Raw genomic sequence first — 15,102 nt, 5'->3', positions numbered from 1 at the left:
GGTGGATCGGAGCGGCTACCCTGGAGCGCAGTATTGTCCGTGTTCTCGTCAGACCGCAGGAGCGCATTCGGTGTTCGAATCCCTTTCCGACAGGTTGACAGGGGTCCTCAAGGACCTGCGCGGCAAGGGGCGCCTGTCCGACGCGGACATCGACGCAACGTGCCGCGAAATCCGCCTTGCCCTCCTCGACGCCGACGTGGCGCTGCCCGTCGTGCGCTCGTTCATCAAGAAGATCAAGGAACGGGCCAAGGGTGCCGAGGTCCACGGCGCGCTGAACCCGGCTCAGCAGGTCGTCAAGATCGTCAACGACGAACTCGTCGGGATCCTCGGCGGCGAGACCCGTCGGCTCCAATTCGCGAAGACCCCTCCGACCGTCATCATGCTGGCCGGTCTGCAGGGTGCGGGTAAGACCACGCTCGCCGGCAAGCTCGCCAAGTGGCTCAAGGATCAGGGCCACACCCCGATGCTGGTCGCGTGCGACCTCCAACGTCCCGGCGCGGTCACACAGCTGCAGGTCGTCGGTGAACGAGCCGGTGTGTCGGTGTTCGCACCGCATCCTGGAACGTCGATCGGCGGTGGCGAGAACGAACTCGGCGTCACGGCCGCCGATCCGATCGCGGTCGCACAGCAGGGCATCGCGGAGGCGAAGAACAAGCAGTACGACGTGGTCGTCGTCGACACCGCCGGCCGTCTCGGCATCGATCAGGAACTGATGGCGCAGGCCGCAGGCATCCGCGACGCCGTCCAGCCCGACGAGACCCTGTTCGTTCTCGACGCGATGATCGGCCAGGACGCCGTGAGCACCGCTGAGGCGTTCCGTGAGGGTGTCGGCTTCACCGGCGTTGTGCTCACCAAGCTCGACGGCGATGCGCGCGGCGGTGCCGCACTCAGCGTCCGCGAACTGACAGGCCAGCCGATCCTGTTCGCATCCACGGGTGAGAAGCTCGAGGACTTCGACGTCTTCCACCCCGAGCGTATGGCCAGCCGCATCCTCGGCATGGGCGATGTGCTCACCCTCATCGAGCAGGCCGAGCAGCACTTCGACGCAACACAGGCCGAAGCGACCGCCGCCAAGATCGGCAGCGGCGAGCTCACCCTCGAGGACTTCCTCGAACAGATGATGGCTGTGCGCAAGATGGGTCCCATCGCGAACCTGCTCGGTATGCTTCCCGGCGCGGGCCAGATGAAGGACGCGCTCGCGGGCGTCGACGAGAAGCAACTCGACCGGATCCAGGCGATCATCCGCGGCATGACCCCTGCGGAGCGTGCCAACCCGAAGATCATCAACGGCTCCCGTCGACTGCGCATCGCCAACGGCTCCGGCGTGAAAGTCTCCGATGTGAACCAGCTCGTCGACCGCTTCTTCGAAGCGCGGAAGATGATGTCCGCGATGGCCGGTCAAATGGGTATGCCCGGCGCCCGGCGAAACCAGCGTTCGAAGAAGGGCAAGAAGGGAAAGAAGGGCGGCCGCGGGCCGACTCCGCCGAAGGTGCGGGGTGGTCTTCCCGGTGGTATGCCCGCCGGGTTCCCGGGGCTCGGTGCGGGCATGCCGGACCTGTCCAACATGCCGAAGGGCCTCGACGAACTCCCTCCGGGTCTCGAGGGCTTCGATCTGTCGAAGTTGAAGTTCCCCAAGAACTAGAGCGCATTCGCGAGAAACAGGAGGACCGGTCTTGGTCGGGGTCGGTGCTGGAGGCCCGTTCGTCGTGCGCGGCAGAACCCTGCCGGACGGTGAACCCGTCGAATTGTGGATCGGTGCCGACGGCGAATTCTCCCGCGAGCCCATTCCCGGAGCGCAGGTGCTGTCGACCGGAGGGTGGGTGCTGCCGGGTCTGGTCGACGCGCATTGTCACGTCGGGATCCGGTTCGGTGGAGGAGTCGAAGACGAAGCGGGTGCTCTCGCGCAGGCCGTCATCGAACGTGACGCGGGCGTCCTGCTTCTGCGCGACGCCGGATCCCCGGTCGACACACGCGCCTTCGACGTCCGCCCCGACCTGCCGACGATAATCCGGGCAGGACGGCACATCGCGCTGCCGAAGCGCTACATCCGTGGTCTGCCGGTCGACCTCGAGGACGAATCGCAACTTCCTGACGAGGTCGCGCGGCAGGCCCGCGCCGGCGACGGCTGGGTCAAGCTCATCGGAGACTGGATCGACCGGGCTACCGGCGATCTGGCACCGCTGTGGAGCGACGCGATCCTCGTCGAGGCGATTGCCGCGGCACATCGCGAGGGTGCCCGCGTCACGGCACACGTGTTCGGTGAGGACGCGCTGCCCGGCCTGCTCGCCGCCGGCATCGACTGCATCGAACACGGCACCGGCCTGACCGACGACACGATCGCGACGATGGCGGCGAACGGCACTGCGCTGGTCCCGACCCTGGTCAACATCGAAAACTTTCCCGATATCGCGGACTCGGCCACACGCTTCCCCGTGTATGCCGCGCACATGCGCGACCTCCATTCGCGCGTCGCCGACACCATCGGCGCCGCACACGACGCCGGCATCCCGATCTACGCGGGCACCGACGCCGGTGGGCAGGTGCAGCACGGCCGGATCGCCGACGAGATCGCAGCACTGGGCAAGGTCGGACTCGACGCCGACGAGGCCTTCGCGGCAGCGAGTTGGGCGGCCCGCGCTTGGCTCGGACATCCCAGCCTCGAATCGGGCACTTCCGCCGACCTGATCGTCTACGCGGACGACCCCCGCATCGATCCGGGATCGGCCCGCCCCGACCTGGTAGTTCTGCGCGGCGCCGTTGTCGTCGGCTCCCCTTGACCGTCGATTTCCGGTCCTGATCCCACGTCTGGCAGAATGGACCGCTGTCGTCGCATCCGGTTCCGTACCGCGCGGCGGTCACAGGTTAGAGGCAAAACCGGGCGTGCCAATCGGGCGCGTCGTCCGAATTGCACGTGACATGCGCGTCCCCACGCGCGAAGGAGAGCACAGCAGTGTCTGTCAAGATCAAGCTCACACGACTCGGCAAGATCCGCAACCCGCAGTACCGCGTCGTCGTCGCCGACTCGCGCACCCGCCGGAACGGCCGTGCGATCGAGACCATCGGCCGCTACCAGCCGAAAGAAGATCCGTCGATCATCGAGATCGATTCGGAGCGTGCACAGTACTGGCTGAGCGTTGGTGCCCAGCCCACCGAGCCCGTTCTCAACCTCCTCAAGATCACCGGTGACTGGCAGAAGTTCAAGGGCCTGCCGGGCGCAGAGGGCACCCTGAGGAAGGCAGAGCCCAAGCCGACCAAGCTCGAACTGTTCCAGGCCGCTCTCGCACAGGCCGAGAACGAGCCGGCCGCTGAGGCGATCACCCCGAAGAAGAAGAAGGCTGCCAAGGAAGAGACCTCCGAGGCTGCTGCTGAGTCCACCGAGGCCGCCGAGTAATGAGTGCCGTGGTGGCCGATGCGGTCGAGCATCTCGTCCGTGGCATCGTCGCGCACCCCGATGACGTGCGCGTCGATCTCATCACCGGTCGCCGTGGCCGCACCGTCGAGGTCCACGTCAATCCTGACGACCTCGGCAAGGTGATCGGTCGCGGTGGCCGCACCGCGACGGCACTGCGGACCCTCGTTACCGGAATCGGTGGCCGAGGAATCCGCGTCGACGTCGTCGACACCGACCGCTAGGAGCGTCGGTGGAGCTCGTGGTCGGCCGTGTGGTGAAGTCGCACGGCATCAGAGGTGAGGTGGTCGTCGAGGTTCGCACCGACGAACCCGACGAGCGTTTCGCTGTGGGCGCGGTCCTGCGTGGCCACAAGCCCCGCGAGCAGAAGCTGTACAATTACACGGTGGAAGCCGCCCGGGAACACTCCGGGCGGCTTCTGCTGCGTCTGAACGGTGTCACCGATCGCACCGGATCCGACGCGCTGCGCGGCGTCCTGTTCGTCGTCGACAGTGACGACCTGGCTCCGTCCGACGATCCCGACGAGTTCTACGATCACGAACTCGAAGGATTGCGGGTCCGGATCGTGGCCGGCCGCCCCGACGGCGGTACCGAGATCGGCACCGTACGTGAGGTCCTGCACACCGCCGCAGGTGAACTTCTGTCGATCCGGCCTGCCGATGACGCGAGCCGGGAGATCCTCATCCCGTTCGTCACCGAGATCGTTCCCACGGTGTCGGTCGCCGACGGCGTGATCGAGATCGATCCACCCGGCGGCCTGCTCGACCCTGATTTCGGAGAGCCGCCCACCAAAGCGAAGAAGCGGCAGGAAACGACGCGGCGCCGGGCGACCGAGGAGAACGAGTAGTCCGTGCGGCTCGACGTGGTGACCATATTTCCCGAGTATCTCGAACCACTGCGCGCAGCCCTGCTCGGCAAGGCGATCGACAAGGGTCTGATTTCGGTGGGCGTGCACAACCTGCGCGACTGGACGCACGACGTCCACAAGGCAGTCGATGATTCGCCCTACGGTGGCGGCCCGGGCATGGTCATGAAACCTACTGTCTGGGGACCGGCTCTCGACGATGTCGTCGGCGTCGACGAGGGTTCGACCGACCCGGATGTGCTGCTCGTCGTCCCCACCCCCGCGGGCAGGCCTTTCGATCAGGCCACGGCGCAGCGGTGGTCGACCGAGAAGCGCATCGTCTTCGCATGCGGTCGATACGAGGGAATCGACCAACGAGTCTTCGACGATGCCGCGAAACGCGTCCGCGTCGAGGAAGTCAGCATCGGCGACTACGTGCTGATCGGCGGTGAGGTCGCCGTACTGGTGATGGTCGAGGCCGTCGTACGCCTGATCCCCGGGGTGCTCGGCAATCAGCTGTCGCACCAGGAGGATTCGTTCTCCGACGGATTGCTCGAAGGCCCCAGTTACACGCGGCCCGCGTACTGGCGCGGGCTCGACGTTCCTCCGGTACTGCTCTCCGGCGACCACGGCAAGGTCGCACAGTGGCGCCATGAACAATCGCTGATCCGGACGCGCGAGCGACGTCCGGATCTCCTCACCGACGACTGAGCGGGATCAGCCGAACACGGTTTCCACGACCATCGTCACAGTCTCACGTGCGTGACGGGCACTCTCGTCATCGGACGCGTCGTACATCGATGTGTCCGGAAGGAACCAGCCGTCGTACTCAGGGTCTGGGTAGGTCACCGTCTCGCGCGACAACACGGCAACCACATAGCGGTGGTCGTTGCCGAAGAACCCGGTCGACAGATGAATCCACTGCGAGTCGAGGCAGCACATCCACCCGGCCTTGGATCCGAGGTCGACGGCATACGAGAGTCCGTCGGGTAGGCCGAACTGCTGGTCGTAGCCGTCGGTTCCGGTGGGTTCGGACTCGATCAGGTACCCGACGATCCGGGCCGAGGCAGGCTCGTCGAGCCCGCCCCCGCCGCTGAGCAGGTCGTCGTACCAGGTCAGGATGTCGGATGCTGTCGTCACGGTGTTCCACCAGAAGTCGGGAGGGGCGACCGTGCCTGGGAGGCTGTGCCGCTCGACGACACGATCGACGATCTCAGGGCCGTCGAATGCATCCCACAGCAGGCTCGCGGCCGAATCGTCCGACCGCGTGAGCATGGCGCCGATCAGATCGTAGTCGTCGTCGGTCAGCACGATCTCGCCGATCGCTTCCCGGAACAGCAGGTCGTCGGCAATGAACAGTTTGACCACGGACGCAGTTTCGATGGGCTCGTCCACGCCGCCGACCGATCGCGTACCCGTTGCGCGGTCCAGGACGGCGACCGTGACCTCCGCGCCACGCTCGGTGGCGAGTTGTGTCGCGTGGTCGATTCGGTCCGCGAGTGCGTCCATCCTGATCGGGTCGCTGATGCCGGTGCCTGCGTCGGCCTCGACGTGCAGGCCCCCAGCGGACACCTCGGACCCGACGGCGGGCGCCCCGTGCAGGGGCGCTCCGCACGCCGACAGCGTTGCTGTCACGACCAGCAACGCGAGGCCCGACCGGAACCGATCCCGGGTCATCCAACACTCCTGTATTCCATTGTGCGACGCGCAGCGCGCCGGTGGTCGAAGTTCGGGGTCCCGGAGAACAGGTGCTCGAGGCACCACGGGGAACATACGAAAGGATAAAGGTAGGGTCGATCGTCGTGACGACCCAACTCGACACCGTGAACCGGCGCATCGCCGACGAACTCGACGTCCGCGAAAACCAGGTGGCTGCGGCGGTGGAACTGCTCGATGGCGGCGCGACCGTGCCCTTCGTCGCGCGCTACCGCAAGGAGGTCACCGGCGGGCTCGACGACGCCCAGCTCCGCACCCTCGAAGAGCGCTTGAGGTATCTTCGCGAACTCGACGAACGCCGCGCTGCGATCCTCGAGTCGATCGAAGAGCAGGGCAAGCTCGACGACGAGCTCCGCGGACAGATCATGCTTGCTGAGACGAAGGCCCGGCTCGAAGACATCTACCTGCCCTACAAGCCCAAACGCCGCACGAAGGCCCAGATCGCCCGTGAGGCCGGGCACGAGCCCGTCGCCGACGCACTGATCGGCGACCCGACCACCGATCCCGCGCAGTACAGCGCCGAACAGCTCGACGGTGCCCGGGCCATCCTCGTCGAACGCTTCGCCGAGGACGCCGACCTCGTCGGTGAGCTGCGTGAGGCCATGTGGAGTCGTGGCGGCCTGAAGTCCACGGTGCGGCCCGGAAAGGAAACCGACGGCGCGAAGTTCGCCGACTACTTCGAATTCTCGGAGCCGTTCGCCGACCTGCCGTCGCACCGTATCCTCGCCGTTCTACGCGGCGAGAAGGAAGAAGTTCTCAGCCTGTCCCTGGAGCCGGACCTCGAAGAGCAGGAACCCGGAACACCGTCGTACTACGAAGGCCGGATCGCCGGCCGTTTCGGGATCGCCGATCAGGGGCGCGTGGCCGACCGCTGGCTGCTCGACACCGTCCGTTGGGCGTGGCGCACCAGGCTGCAGGTCTCGATGGGTGTCGACGTCCGGATGCGGCTCAAGCAGTCCGCCGAGAGCGACGCCGTCGACGTGTTCGCCGCGAACCTACGCGACCTGTTGCTGGCAGCGCCGGCCGGAAGCCGCCCCACGATGGGCCTCGACCCCGGTTTCCGTACGGGCACCAAGGTCGCCGTCGTCGATGCGACGGGCAAGGTCGTCGACCACACGACGATCTACCCGCACCAGCCGCACAACAAGCACGACCAGGCGCTCGCGACCCTCGCGACTCTGGTGGCCGAGCATGGTGTCGAACTCATCGCGATCGGCAACGGCACCGCCTCCCGCGAGACGGACGCTCTTGCCGCAGAGCTGATCGCCGAGTCCGGTGTCACCGGCGTGACCAAGATCGTGGTGTCGGAAGCCGGGGCGTCGGTCTATTCGGCGTCCGCCTACGCATCGCAGGAACTTCCTGACCTGGACGTATCGATCCGCGGTGCGGTCTCGATCGCACGACGCCTGCAGGATCCGCTCGCCGAGCTCGTCAAGATCGACCCCAAGTCGATCGGTGTCGGGCAGTACCAGCACGACGTCTCCGAGACGATGCTCGCCCGGTCGCTCGGTGCGGTTGTCGAAGATGCGGTGAACGCAGTCGGAGTCGACGTCAACACCGCCTCGGTGCCCTTGCTGTCCCGCGTCTCGGGCATCACCGGATCACTCGCCGAGAGCATCGTCACCCACCGCGACCAGAACGGCCCCTTCCGCACCCGCAAGGCCCTCAAGGATGTCGCGCGGCTCGGCCCGAAGGCCTTCGAGCAGTGCGCAGGTTTCCTTCGCATCCCAGGCGGCGACGACCCGCTCGACGAGTCCGCGGTGCACCCCGAGGCCTACCCGGTGGTCCGGCGGATCGTCGACCGCAGCGGCACCGGAGTCCTCGAACTGATCGGCAGCTCTGCTCTGCTCTCCAAGTTGCGGGCGGAGGAGTTCGTCGACGACAAGTTCGGTCTTCCCACCGTCACCGACATCATCAGCGAACTCGAGAAGCCGGGTCGTGATCCGCGCCCCGAGTTCAAGACCGCGACTTTCGCCGCGGGAATCGAGAAGGTCGGCGACCTGGCACCGGGCATGGTGCTCGAGGGGGTCGTCACGAACGTCGCCGCCTTCGGCGCGTTCGTGGACGTCGGAGTTCACCAGGACGGACTCGTGCACGTCTCGGCGATGTCGCGCAGCTTCGTCCAGGATCCCCACGATGTCGTGAAGTCGGGTGAGGTCGTCAAGGTCAAGGTCCTCGATGTCGATGTTCCGCGACAGCGCATCAGCCTCACGCTGCGCCTCGACGACGAGATCCCGTCAGGAACGGACAGTGATGGCACCACCGCGCGCGGTGGTCGCCAGGGCGGATCCCGGCCTGCACCTCGCGGTCAGCGGGGCAGCGGCGGTGGACAGGGCCGTGGGCAGGGTGGCGGCAAGCAAGGCGGTGGCAGGCAGGGCGGTGGCAAGCAAGGCCGGCGTCCCGAAGCTGCTCCCGCCAGTGGATCGATGGCCGACGCTCTACGTCGCGCCGGTTTCGGCAAGTAACCGTCCACGGGTGCCGGTCGTATCGCATCGCGAGCGACCGGCGCCTGGGATGCTGGAACACGTGCGGGTTTCACGGTCGCGAAGCTCGGGCAGGGTCGTCTCGGGCAGTGTCATGATGAGGACTACGGGGCCGCGATGATGAACTGGCTTCGAGCCGAGATCATCGACCAGGGGCGCCTGCCGCTGTTGTGCTTCCTCCTGGGCTTCGTCGTGGCTTTCGTCTTCATTCGCATCAGCGTCCGGATGATCCGGGCGAAGGTGCGGTGGTGGCCCGGCAACATCACGCCCGGTGGGCTGCACGTGCACCACATGGTGTTCGGGGTCGTCACGATGGTCATCGCCGGTGGCGGTCTCATCTCGGTGTACGAGGTGGGCACCAGGACCCTCGTTGCCGTCTTCGCCGCACTGTTCGGGGTGGGAGCTGCCTTGACTCTCGACGAGTTCGCGCTCATCTTCTATCTCCACGACGTGTATTGGGAGGAAGAGGGACGGGTCTCCGTCGACGCGGTGTTCGTCGCCATCGCCGTGACCGGAATGCTCATGCTCGGCCTGCAACCCCTCGATCTCGTCGACCTCACCAACTTCGACGACGGTGGAGACTGGGTGAACCGGTTCGTTCTGGTGGTATCGGTTCTCGTGAATCTGCTTCTCGCAGGCGTGGTGCTCGCCAAGGGCAAGATCTGGACCGGCCTGGTGGGACTGTTCGTGGTCCCGTTGCTCTGGGTCGGTGCGGCGCGTCTGTCGCGGCCCGGGGCGCCGTGGGCTCGCTGGCGCTACCAGGGGAAGACACGGAAGATGACCCGTGCGATCGCGCGTGAACGCCGGTTCCGCAGACCGGTGATCCGAGCGAAGATCTTCGTACAGGATCTCGTCGCGGGTGCCCCGACCCTGGAAGCGGTGCTCGGGAGTGTGGAGCATTCGCGAATCGCTGCGGAGGCCGTCCTCGACAGGACGGTCCACGCGGCTCCGGCACCCGTGATTTCACCCAACCCGGTGGAGTCTGGCACTATAGACGGGTTGCCCCGTTCGGGCACGCCTACCTGACCTGGGCACGAACCGGTCGAGCCCGCCTCACGGCGGTCGCCGCCAGGTTCCTCTGCTCGAGCGAACAAGAGGATAGAACACCGATGAACACCCTGGACTTTTTGGACGCAAAGTCGCTGCGCGACGACATTCCGAACTTCCGCCCCGGCGACACGCTCGACGTGCACGTCAAGGTTATCGAGGGCTCGAAGGAGCGTGTGCAGGTCTTCAAGGGCGTCGTGATTCGTCGCCAGGGCGGCGGCATCCGCGAGACCTTCACCGTCCGCAAGATCTCGTTCGGCGTCGGTGTCGAGCGCACCTTCCCGGTGCACAGCCCGAACCTCGCGAAGATCGACGTCCTCACCCGCGGCGACGTCCGTCGCGCGAAGCTGTACTACCTGCGCGAGCTGCGTGGCAAGGCTGCGAAGATCAAGGAAAAGCGCTGATCGTCGCTGCCTGACGACATACTCACTGGCCCGGCCCGGATTCGCATCCGGGCCGGGCTAGTCTGTTCGAGTGGCAGATTCACCGCACGAACCGGCCGGGCCGGACGCGAACCGACATGGCGACGACCGACTCTCGGCTCACAACCGGACGCGCGGTGCTCACCACAGGAGAGAGGAACCGGACGACCTGACCGACGACAGCGCCCCCACGAAGAAGACGAAGAAGCAGAAGTCGTTCTGGCGTGAACTCCCGATTCTCATCGTCGTCGCCCTCGCGCTGAGTTTTCTCCTCCAGACCTTCGTTGCCCGCGTGTACCTGATTCCGTCCGAATCGATGGAACCGACACTGCACGGGTGTCCGGGCTGCACCGGTGACCGCATCGTCGTCGAGAAGATCGGCTACCGATTCGGTGATCCGCGCCCCGGAGACGTCATCGTGTTCAAGGGGCCCGATTCGTGGTCCGAGGGATATGCCTCGACACGCTCCGAGAACCCTGTCCTCCGCGGGATCCAGGAAGTCGGTTCGCTCGTCGGGCTGGTCCCGCCGGACGAGAACGATCTCGTCAAGCGTGTCATCGCGGTGGGCGGACAGACCGTCGAATGCTGCGACGACCAGGGCCGCATCCTCGTCGACGGGCAACCGATCGACGAGCCCTACGTGAAGATGGACTACCCGTTCACACCCGGTGTCGTCACGTGCGACACCGAGGTGCCGTCCGGACGCTGCTTCGGTCCTGTCACTGTGCCCGAGGGGCACGTGTGGGTGATGGGCGACAACCGCAGCAACTCCGCGGACTCGCGCTATCACGTCGGCGACGAGCATCAAGGGTCCATTCCGTTGGAGAATGTGATCGGAAAGGCGCGCTTCATCGTGCTGCCCCCCGGCCGATGGGGCCTCATCGATTCCCCGGAGATCATGCCTTCGTGAGTACTTGGCCACCGCGACCGGTGATCCGCCGATCATCGGGTCTACGGACGATGGAATCGACGCTGCTGCGATGCGGGCTCGGCCCAGTAGCGGGTGTCGACGAAGCCGGTCGCGGGCCGTGTGCCGGTCCGCTGGTCATCGCCGCCTGCATCCTGGAACCGAAGCCGCACCGATCGCTGGATCGCCTGGACGATTCGAAGAAGCTGACCGAGAAGACCCGTGAAGAGCTCTACGACGCCATCGTGCGTCGTGCACTGGCGTGGAGCGTGGTGGAGGTGCCGGCCGCCGAAGTCGATGCCATCGGTATCCACGTGGCCAACATCGAGGGGATGCGGCGTGCCGTCGCAGGATTGTCGCTCGCACCCGGATACGTTCTCACCGACGGATTCCGGGTCCCAGGTCTGCCGGCGCCGTCGCTGCCGGTGATCGGCGGCGACGGCGCTGCGTCGTGCATCGCCGCGGCGAGCGTGCTGGCAAAGGTGACCCGCGACCGGATCATGGTCGGGCTCGATCGAACGTATCCGGGGTACGGTTTCGCGATACACAAGGGCTACAGCACAGCGGTGCACATGGCCGCACTGCGCGAACTCGGCCTGTCACCCGAGCATCGGAGATCATGGGCGAACGTTGCCGCAGCGTGCGGCGAAGCACCGTTCCGACGCCGACTCGTCGGTGCCGGAGTGGATGCGGGATGATGACAGAACACACCAGAGTGGGAGGACACCGAGACCGATGAGTGCCGAGGATCTCGAGAAGTACGAAACCGAGATGGAACTCTCGCTGTACCGGGAGTACCGGGACATCGTCGGTCAGTTCGCCTACGTCGTCGAAACCGAGCGGCGCTTCTATCTCGCCAACGCCGTCGAGTTGCTTCCGCACAATGCCAACGGTGAGGTGTATTTCGAGGTTCGGATGTCGGACGCATGGGTCTGGGACATGTACCGCCCGGCGCGGTTCGTCAAGCATGTCCGGGTGATCACGTTCAAGGACGTCAACATCGAAGAGCTCGACAAGCCCGAACTCCGTCTGCCCGACAAGCTCGGATGAGCCCCGCACCTTAGCGAAAGCCTCGGACAGGGCTGCCGCGCGCCGGCCGACGCGCCGGCGATTGTCCACACCTGGTCGTTTCATCCACAGATTTCCTCTGTCGGGCACCGAAGCCCCATTCAGCCGGCCGCCCTGCTGCACAGTGTGTGCACGCAGGGAGGAGGAGCAGGGATGGGACGAAATCAAGAAGTGGGGATCCACGGTGAGGAACTCGCGGCCGAACACCTCGAGTCCACGGGGATGGTGGTGCTCGAACGCAACTGGCGGTGCCGGTACGGCGAGCTGGACCTGATCGCGCAGGACGGCGCAGTCCTCGTGTTCGTGGAGGTCAAGACCAGAACCGGGCTCGGTTACGGCACACCCGCCGAAGCCGTCACACGTACGAAGGCGGAGCGGCTGCGGCGCCTGGCCGGACTGTGGCTCGCCGACCAGGACCGCCGATGGGACCGGATTCGCATCGACGTCGTCACGGTCGTGCTGGTTCGGGGAAATGCTCCCGAGATCACTCACCGCAAGCAGGTGCTCTGATGGCGCTGGGAAAGGCATGGTCGGTGGCCGTGGCGGGTGTCGACGGCCACGTCGTCGAGATCGAAGCCGACATCGGCGGGGGATTGCCGGGTGTGAAAATGGTCGGCCTGCCCGACACGGCACTGCAGGAATCGCGTGACCGCGTACGCGCCGCGGTGTCGAACTCCGGTGGAAAATGGCCGGATTCGAAGGTGGTCCTGGCGCTGTCGCCCGCGACACTGCCCAAGGTAGGCAGTGTTTACGATCTTGCCCTCGCGTGCGCGGTGCTCAACGCCGCCGATGTCGTACCGCTCGAAGCGATGACGAAGACGATCCTGCTGGGCGAACTCGCGCTCGACGGCCGGTTGCGGCCGATCCGAGGAGTCCTGCCCGCCGTAGTCACGGCGAAGAACTACGGATGGTCGCGAGTCGTGGTGCCCACCGTGATGATGACCGAGGCGTCGCTCGTCGCAGGAATCGATGTGTACGGCGCTGACAACCTGCGCGACGTGGTGCTGTGGCTGCAAGGCGACGGACCGCTCGAACGCCCCGATCCCCGGGCGGCTCCTCCGCGAACTCTGCGTGCGGACCTCAGCGAGGTCGTCGGACAACACGAGGCGCGGCGCGCGATCGAAGTTGCCGCGGCGGGCGCGCATCACCTCATGCTCACAGGTCCGCCGGGGATCGGAAAGACAATGCTCGCCCAGCGTCTTCCGGGAATACTTCCCGAGCTGAGCGAAACCCATGCTCTCGAGGTGACTGCCGTCCATTCGGTCGCGGGGACCCTCACCTCGGACCGCCCCCTGGTCACGGAACCGCCGTTCATCGCGCCACATCACACCGCGACGGTGGCCTCGCTCATCGGTGGCGGGACGGGCATGGCTACACCGGGGGCGGTCAGCCGTGCACACCGTGGGGTGCTGTTCCTCGACGAAGTCGCCGAGATGGGAACGAAGACTCTCGAAGCGTTACGAACACCGCTCGAAGACGGAGAAGTACGTATCGCCCGTCGAGACGGCGTGGCCCGATATCCTGCCCGATTTCAGTTGGTCCTGGCAGCGAACCCTTGCCCGTGCGCGCCGGCTCGCGACGCCGATTGCGTGTGCGTGCCCACTGCGCGGCGGCGGTATCTCGGGCGACTGTCGGGTCCGTTGCTCGACCGTATCGATCTACGGGTACGGATGCAATCCGTCGCGACGAGCGCGCTGATGGGGGACGCAGGGGAAAGCACCGACGACGTACGGACCCGAGTCGCGACTGCGCGTGCCGCTGCCGCGGAGCGGTGGAAGGAATTCGGGTGGGCGACGAACGCGGAGGTTCCGGGGCCGGCCCTGCGCCAGAAATTCCGGTTGCCGGCCACCGTAGTGAAACCGGTGGAGTGGGCCTTGCGAAAGGGGGCGATCACCGCTCGTGGGGCGGACAGAGCACTGAGAGTCGCTTGGACACTGTGCGATTTGGAGGGGGAGTCGCGGCCGACAGAGATCCACGTGGCCGCCGCGCTCGACTTCCGGGATCGCGGTGCCGCATGACCGGTCGTACCACCAGCGGACCATCCGTGAACGAGGCACCGAAGGCAGACGAGAGACGGCACGCGTGGGCATATCTTTCGGCGGTAACCCAAGGCGCCTCGCGGACGGTGTCCGCGGCCATCGCCGAGCATGGAGTCGTCGAGGTAGCAGACGCTGCGCGGAAAGGTTCGGCGGGTGCCGAACTCACCGCGAAACTCGGGCCACGCGCCCACCTCGACACGGCTGCCGCCGATCTGGAGCGGCTCGACCGGGCAGGCGGACGCCTCATCACCCCGGACGACGAAGAGTGGCCCGCGTGGCAGATGCTCGGGTTCGATCAACTGGACACGGCCACCGACGCGGAAGGGCCGCCGCTGGCGCTGTGGGTATGGGGGCAGCGGCGGCTCGACGAACTCGTCGAACGTGCCATCGGGATCGTCGGCACCCGCGCTGCCAGCGGATACGGCGAACACGTGACGGCGGAGATCACGGGCGACCTCGCCGTCGACGGGTGGACGGTGGTCTCCGGAGCAGCATTCGGGATCGATGCCGCGGCACATCGCGCTGCTCTCGGGGTCGGAGGAACAACCGTTGCGATACTCGCGTGCGGTGTGGACCGGGCCTATCCTGCCGCGCACGCGAAACTCCTGCGAGGCATCTCCGAATCCGGCCTGGTGATCAGTGAATACTCACCCGGCACCGTCCCCGCGCGTTATCGATTCCTGGCGCGTAATCGGCTCATCGCGGCACTGTCCGGAGGGACTGTTGTCGTAGAGGCGGGGTGGCGCAGCGGCGCCCGCAACACGGCAGCGTGGGCTCGCCGGTTCGGCAGACCGGTGATGGCGGTGCCCGGGCCGGTCACCTCGGCGGCGTCCCAGGGATGCCACCGCATGATTCGCGAGGGCGAAGCGCGGCTGGTCGGCAATGCGCGGGACATCGTCGAGGAATGCGGTCCACTTCTCGGAGTCGACGACGACCGGGATGCCCAGTTCGTGCGCGCACTCGACGGGCTCTCGGGCGACCTGGCACTCGTCTACGAGGCCTTGCCTGCGACAGATGCGTGTGAGCCGATCGCGGCCGCAGAATCCGCGGGCGTCTCGGTCGACCGCGTGCGTGCGGCGCTACCGCTGCTCGAGATGGAAGGACTCGTCCAGCGTGACGAGGACGGCTGGTCGCGCGTCGCGGGCAGGTGACGATGTTCATCTTCCG

The 15,102-nt window shown here is 66.4% G+C and carries 16 protein-coding genes; 15 read left to right on the top strand and 1 reads right to left on the bottom strand.

Annotation, left to right across the window (positions count from 1 at the left end):
- Positions 1-70 precede the first annotated feature (70 nt).
- From ffh to trmD, 6 genes are all read left to right on the top strand, one after another.
- Positions 71-1,642, top strand: coding sequence for a signal recognition particle protein (gene ffh, locus Q7514_RS03205; RefSeq protein ID WP_330131789.1), 1,572 nt, complete (start codon positions 71-73; stop codon positions 1,640-1,642).
- 64 nt (positions 1,643-1,706) lie between these two features.
- On the top strand, positions 1,707-2,777 hold the full coding sequence (locus Q7514_RS03200; RefSeq protein WP_330131788.1) for an amidohydrolase family protein: 1,071 nt from the start codon (positions 1,707-1,709) through the stop codon (positions 2,775-2,777).
- A 173-nt stretch (positions 2,778-2,950) separates the two neighbouring features.
- Positions 2,951-3,391 (top strand): 30S ribosomal protein S16, encoded by a 441-nt coding sequence (gene rpsP / locus Q7514_RS03195; protein ID WP_330131787.1) that lies wholly within the window; start codon positions 2,951-2,953, stop codon positions 3,389-3,391.
- Positions 3,391-3,633: an RNA-binding protein gene (locus Q7514_RS03190; RefSeq protein WP_054718064.1), complete on the top strand. Its 243-nt coding sequence runs from the start codon at positions 3,391-3,393 to the stop codon at positions 3,631-3,633. Before rpsP ends, Q7514_RS03190 begins: the two co-directional genes overlap by 1 nt.
- Before the next feature lie 8 nt (positions 3,634-3,641).
- Complete coding sequence (rimM, locus tag Q7514_RS03185) at positions 3,642-4,256, top strand: ribosome maturation factor RimM (RefSeq protein ID WP_330131786.1); 615 nt, start codon at positions 3,642-3,644, stop codon at positions 4,254-4,256.
- Positions 4,257-4,259: 3 nt separating this feature from the next.
- Positions 4,260-4,964: a tRNA (guanosine(37)-N1)-methyltransferase TrmD gene (gene trmD / locus Q7514_RS03180; RefSeq protein WP_330131785.1), complete on the top strand. Its 705-nt coding sequence runs from the start codon at positions 4,260-4,262 to the stop codon at positions 4,962-4,964.
- A 6-nt stretch (positions 4,965-4,970) separates the two neighbouring features.
- Here the strand turns inward: trmD and Q7514_RS03175 are convergent, their stop codons facing one another.
- The gene (locus tag Q7514_RS03175) at positions 4,971-5,930 is read right to left on the bottom strand and encodes a serine hydrolase (protein ID WP_330131784.1); all 960 of its coding nucleotides are present in this window, start codon (positions 5,928-5,930) and stop codon (positions 4,971-4,973) included.
- A 125-nt stretch (positions 5,931-6,055) separates the two neighbouring features.
- Here Q7514_RS03175 and Q7514_RS03170 point away from each other — a divergent pair, with 125 nt between their 5' ends.
- The 9 genes from Q7514_RS03170 to dprA all read left to right on the top strand — a co-directional run bounded on the left by Q7514_RS03170 (position 6,056) and on the right by dprA (position 15,086).
- Positions 6,056-8,434: a Tex family protein gene (locus tag Q7514_RS03170; protein WP_330131783.1), complete on the top strand. Its 2,379-nt coding sequence runs from the start codon at positions 6,056-6,058 to the stop codon at positions 8,432-8,434.
- A 135-nt stretch (positions 8,435-8,569) separates the two neighbouring features.
- Positions 8,570-9,478, top strand: coding sequence for a hypothetical protein (locus Q7514_RS03165; RefSeq protein WP_330131782.1), 909 nt, complete (start codon positions 8,570-8,572; stop codon positions 9,476-9,478).
- An 83-nt stretch (positions 9,479-9,561) separates the two neighbouring features.
- Positions 9,562-9,903 (top strand): 50S ribosomal protein L19, encoded by a 342-nt coding sequence (gene rplS, locus Q7514_RS03160; RefSeq protein ID WP_054715236.1) that lies wholly within the window; start codon positions 9,562-9,564, stop codon positions 9,901-9,903.
- A gap of 187 nt (positions 9,904-10,090) precedes the next feature.
- Positions 10,091-10,831: a signal peptidase I gene (lepB, locus tag Q7514_RS03155; RefSeq protein WP_330132007.1), complete on the top strand. Its 741-nt coding sequence runs from the start codon at positions 10,091-10,093 to the stop codon at positions 10,829-10,831.
- The gene (locus Q7514_RS03150) at positions 10,828-11,526 is read left to right on the top strand and encodes a ribonuclease HII (protein ID WP_330131781.1); all 699 of its coding nucleotides are present in this window, start codon (positions 10,828-10,830) and stop codon (positions 11,524-11,526) included. Before lepB ends, Q7514_RS03150 begins: the two co-directional genes overlap by 4 nt.
- A gap of 37 nt (positions 11,527-11,563) precedes the next feature.
- Positions 11,564-11,878 (top strand): DUF2469 domain-containing protein, encoded by a 315-nt coding sequence (locus Q7514_RS03145; protein ID WP_006550963.1) that lies wholly within the window; start codon positions 11,564-11,566, stop codon positions 11,876-11,878.
- Between the two features lie 171 nt (positions 11,879-12,049).
- Positions 12,050-12,406 (top strand): YraN family protein, encoded by a 357-nt coding sequence (locus Q7514_RS03140; RefSeq protein ID WP_330131779.1) that lies wholly within the window; start codon positions 12,050-12,052, stop codon positions 12,404-12,406.
- Entirely contained in the window at positions 12,406-13,914 is a 1,509-nt protein-coding gene (locus Q7514_RS03135; RefSeq protein ID WP_330131778.1) for a YifB family Mg chelatase-like AAA ATPase, read from the top strand. The genes Q7514_RS03140 and Q7514_RS03135 overlap by 1 nt, the downstream gene beginning before the upstream one ends.
- Positions 13,911-15,086: a DNA-processing protein DprA gene (gene dprA, locus Q7514_RS03130; protein ID WP_330131777.1), complete on the top strand. Its 1,176-nt coding sequence runs from the start codon at positions 13,911-13,913 to the stop codon at positions 15,084-15,086. Before Q7514_RS03135 ends, dprA begins: the two co-directional genes overlap by 4 nt.
- Positions 15,087-15,102: the final 16 nt, after the last annotated feature.

The organism is Rhodococcus artemisiae (assembly GCF_036327795.1).
Classification (GTDB): Bacteria; Actinomycetota; Actinomycetes; order Mycobacteriales; family Mycobacteriaceae; genus Rhodococcus; species Rhodococcus artemisiae.
This window is presented reverse-complemented; position numbering and strand designations above follow the sequence as displayed.